This window comes from Amycolatopsis sp. NPDC023774, assembly GCF_040639695.1.
GTDB lineage: Bacteria > Actinomycetota > Actinomycetes > Mycobacteriales > Pseudonocardiaceae > Amycolatopsis.
This window is the reverse complement of sequence record NZ_JBFAAJ010000090.1, coordinates 1-3,493: the sequence shown is the minus strand read 5'-3', so window position 1 is coordinate 3,493 and position 3,493 is coordinate 1. Positions and strand designations below refer to the sequence as shown.

Annotated in this window: 6 protein-coding genes; 4 read left to right on the top strand and 2 right to left on the bottom strand. The window is 69.8% G+C overall.

Going from position 1 to position 3,493, the window contains the following annotated elements:
* The coding region (locus tag AB0F91_RS46950; RefSeq protein ID WP_360608986.1) for a hypothetical protein at window positions 1-389 on the top strand (389 nt) is incomplete at its 5' end.
* Window positions 390-795: 406 nt separating this feature from the next.
* On the opposite strand, the gene AB0F91_RS46945 is transcribed toward AB0F91_RS46950, so the two are convergent.
* Window positions 796-921 carry a DUF2188 domain-containing protein gene (locus AB0F91_RS46945; RefSeq protein ID WP_360608988.1) on the bottom strand — a complete coding sequence of 42 codons (126 nt, stop codon included), beginning with the start codon at window positions 919-921 and terminating at the stop codon, window positions 796-798.
* A gap of 107 nt (window positions 922-1,028) precedes the next feature.
* On the opposite strand from AB0F91_RS46945, the gene AB0F91_RS46940 reads away from it, so the two are divergent.
* Entirely contained in the window at window positions 1,029-1,355 is a 327-nt protein-coding gene (locus AB0F91_RS46940; protein WP_360608984.1) for an ANTAR domain-containing protein, read from the top strand.
* A gap of 586 nt (window positions 1,356-1,941) precedes the next feature.
* Window positions 1,942-2,280: an STAS domain-containing protein gene (locus tag AB0F91_RS46935; protein WP_360608982.1), complete on the top strand. Its 339-nt coding sequence runs from the start codon at window positions 1,942-1,944 to the stop codon at window positions 2,278-2,280.
* 74 nt (window positions 2,281-2,354) lie between these two features.
* Here the strand turns inward: AB0F91_RS46935 and AB0F91_RS46930 are convergent, their stop codons facing one another.
* Window positions 2,355-2,531: a hypothetical protein gene (locus AB0F91_RS46930; protein ID WP_360608980.1), complete on the bottom strand. Its 177-nt coding sequence runs from the start codon at window positions 2,529-2,531 to the stop codon at window positions 2,355-2,357.
* A 315-nt stretch (window positions 2,532-2,846) separates the two neighbouring features.
* On the opposite strand from AB0F91_RS46930, the gene AB0F91_RS46925 reads away from it, so the two are divergent.
* On the top strand, window positions 2,847-3,493 hold a 647-nt coding region (locus AB0F91_RS46925), incomplete at its 3' end, for a PHP domain-containing protein (protein ID WP_360608978.1).

Below are 3,493 nucleotides of genomic sequence, written 5' to 3'. Positions count from 1 at the left end.
ATCTCCGCCCAGTCCTCCACGTTCAGCACCCTCCTACCTCAGAGGGGTCAACTTTCGGAAGACTCCTGGGGGTCAGTTTTCACGAAGCAACGACAGGCCTCCAGTTCGCCGGCGACGTGGACAAGACCAGCCTCGATGAAGTTCGCAACGAGCTCGCTTTCTCCGACCTCACACCGGTAACGGCCCCAGCCTGCGTGTGCGCGACCGATTCCAGAAGACCGTTCCGATCTACGCCCCCGGAATCGCCGAGGCATGGCGCAAAGACCGTCGACAACACCGACCTGGTGAAGATGATCCATGAGCTCCGCTACGCGAAGGGTTACGCCCGAATCCCCCTCTTGCGGGACTTCCGCGAGCTGGTCAAAGACGCAGGTCACCAGGGCTTCTAGTCAGGCCCGCCGCTGTTGCCTGGACTCGATCACCCCAAGCCTTCGGCACGTCATCGGGAAGACATGAAATCTGCAGGTCAAGGCCGAAAGCCTGGACGGCCAGGTTTTCGAGCGTGACCCAGCCGGGAGCATCACGAGGCTGGGTGCACGAGCTGGCTAACCTCGTGCACGAGCGCGGCCAGGGCGATGACGAGCGCCGGGACCGCCGCGGCAACGGTCCTCGTGCGCCGACGGAGTCGGCGGCAGGCCCGATGCAGCGACGACCGGAAAAATGATCTTCAGCTCGGGCGAAAGCGGTCGTTGGCTCTTGACGCAGGGTAAGTAAGTTCGGACTCCCCCAGGCGGCGGCTGGGCGGGCTCCCATCCAGTTGTCGCCCGATCAGACGGGCGCTATCGCCTTGGCCACTTACTTGGCCGCCGCCTCCTCTTTCGAGTCGTGGGTGTGCGAGGCCTGCTGGTTGCCCTCGAGCTTCGGCTTCCACTGGCCGGCCTCGTAGAAGCTCTCGGGCGCAGCCGTGGACTGGGGCTGAATACCCCCGGGCCTCCACCAGCGGGAACGTCGGTTTCACGCGACCACCCGACGGGGTAAATTCGGACGTCCTGCCGGATCGGGTGGCCGGCGAATCGAGGGGAGCAACCATGTCGTTGGTGGACGCACAGACCGAGCCGACAAGCTGCTCAGCGCCGGCTGCTCCCCCCGCGCCCGACGACGTCGATGCCGCGGCGGTGCTCGCCGAGGAGAACCGGCAGCTGCGGGAGGCGCTGCGGACCCGAGGCGTGATCGAGCAGGCCAAAGGCGTGCTGATGGCCCAGCGCCGCTGCGGCCCGCAGGAGGCCTTCGACGTGCTCGTGACGCTGTCGCAGGACACCAACGTCAAGCTCCGCGACGTCGCACAAGCGTTCCTGGACGAGTTCCTCGCCACCGTGCCGGCACACGCGCAAAGCGACCCCACAGCCGCTGCTTGACCGCCGGGGCCGCCTGCGGACACGCCGCTCCCAGACCACACGGTGGCCTTCACCGGCGCGCCACCCTGCCTACCCGATCACCCCGTCGGAAACACACCGAGCAGGAGGGCGGGTGCCACGCGCGGCGCCGAGAGCACCGGGAGGGGGTCTACCCAGGCCACGAGGTGCTCGCCGCTTGCGCCTGGTCGTAGTAGACGTGCGCGGTGCCCGGAGTTCAGCCCTCGATCGCTGCCGGGTTCCGGCGCGGAGGAAATGGACGCGGCGGCCCTGGGTCCGGGGGCCGCGGTGACGCCGGCACGGTGAGCCCCGGCTGCAGTCCGGAGTGATCGCCGCTGGCCCACCGGGCACGTGACTGAACCGGGCGAGTTGACCACCACCATACGACGCCGGCCACACCTGCGCCCCGGTCACTCTCGGACAAGAATCGCTGATGCGGCGTGGCATGGTGCCTGCGAGCTATCGCTGTGCAGCGCGGTGACCGCTACTCCAAAATCGGGGTCTTGCAGGACTTCGACCAAACTCCGGAGGGGACACAGCCGCGCCCGGAGTACAGGCGAGCCTCAGCCAGCGCCGCGAGGGCCCCGCGGTGGTGCTCAGCGCGCGCGGCGAGTTCGACGTGCTCACCACGCCCCAGCTGCGGCACGCGATCCGCGAGGCCCTCGTCGAAGCCCCGCCGGTGCTGGTGCTCGACGTGACCGAGGTCGAGTTCTTCTCCTCGGCCGCACTCGGAGCCCTCGTGGAGGCCCGCGAGGCCACCGGTGAGAGCACCGAGCTGCGGCTGGCGGACGCTACCTCGACCGCGCCCTCAACCTGGTCGGGCTCGGCGCGGTGTTCGCCCGGTATTCGTCAGCGGCGAAAGCACTGGCCGCCGACGGCACCTGACGGGCCGGATGGCAGGAGTGGTCATCGCTGCCCGGAGTGCTGACTGCGGTCACCGTGTGACCGGGGCCGTCGCCGCCCCCGGCCTACCGCGGGATGCCATCCATCAGCAACGTCTGCTCATCGCCGGAGCGCGTACTGGCTGGAGAGCTGCTTCGAGTTCGCGATCACGTCGTCCCACGGCACCACGAAGCCGGTGATCTCCGTCAGGCACCCCGCGCACAGCACGCCGCCCTCGCCGGGTTCGGACTTCTGGCAGCGGAAGCACTTCTTCGACGTCTGCTCGTCTTCGGCCATGCCCGCTCCCTTGTTCGTGGTCCCCGTGGTTCGTGGCGACCGTAGGTCCACGCCGGCGCGCCGCCGTGCCCGACAGGCGGCCGGCGGGTGTGGCGTAGACGGCACCGACGGGCCCGTCTGGTCCACCGCGCCATCCGACAACCAGGCCCCCCGACCACCTTCCACTAGGCCCGGCCCCGGCCAGGTTCTGTCACCCATTCAGCCCATTGGTGACGACGAGCAGGTTGCGAAAACCGCACCTCAGCGGCATTCTGACGAACACGCGTTCGACTACGGCTGCCGTCTTCCCCGCGGCGTGAGGTGCGGGGGTTCGTCATGGCGTTCAACGGCGGCAGAGCGATGTCGTGGTCGGAGCTGGAGCGCCTGGCCTCCGGGCGCGGCGGCGGGGCCGAGCCGCCTGGTGCCGAGGAGGCGCCGCGTTCGCACAAGCGGGAGGGCTACCAGCCGCCCGTGGGGTTGCGGCCGCGGGCCGATGTCGAGGCCGGCGGCGGGCGGGTGCCGTATGCGGAGCTGCACTGTCACTCCAACTTCAGCTTCCTCGACGGCGCCAGCCATCCCGAACAGCTCGTCGAAGAAGCGGCGCGACTCGGTCTGGACGCCGTGGTGCTGGCTGATCACGACGGCATGTACGGCGCGGTCCGTTTCGCCGAGGCCGGCCGCGAGCTCGGTATCCGCACCGGCCACGGCGCCGAACTGTCGCTCGGCCTGTCCGCGCCCCAGGGCGGCGTCCCCGACCCCGAGGGCTCGCACCTGCTCGCCCTGGCGCGCGGGGTGGAGGGTTATCGGCGGCTGTGCCGGGTGATCTCGCACGCCCAGCTGGCCAAGGGCGGCCGGAAAGGCCGGCCGGTCTACGACCTCGACCAGGTGGTGGAGGAGCTGCGCGGGCACGTGCTGGTGCTGACCGGCTGCCGCAAGGGCACCGTGCGCCAGGCCCTCGTCGGCGACGGCCCGGCCGCGGCGGC

What these genes read in the sequence shown, in the direction of transcription:
- AB0F91_RS46940 (WP_360608984.1), top strand. Translation starts at nt 1,029, where the DNA reads ATGTCGTTGGTGGACGCACAGACCGAGCCGACAAGCTGCTCAGCGCCG.
- AB0F91_RS46930 (WP_360608980.1), bottom strand. Translation starts at nt 2,531, where the DNA reads ATGGCCGAAGACGAGCAGACGTCGAAGAAGTGCTTCCGCTGCCAGAAG.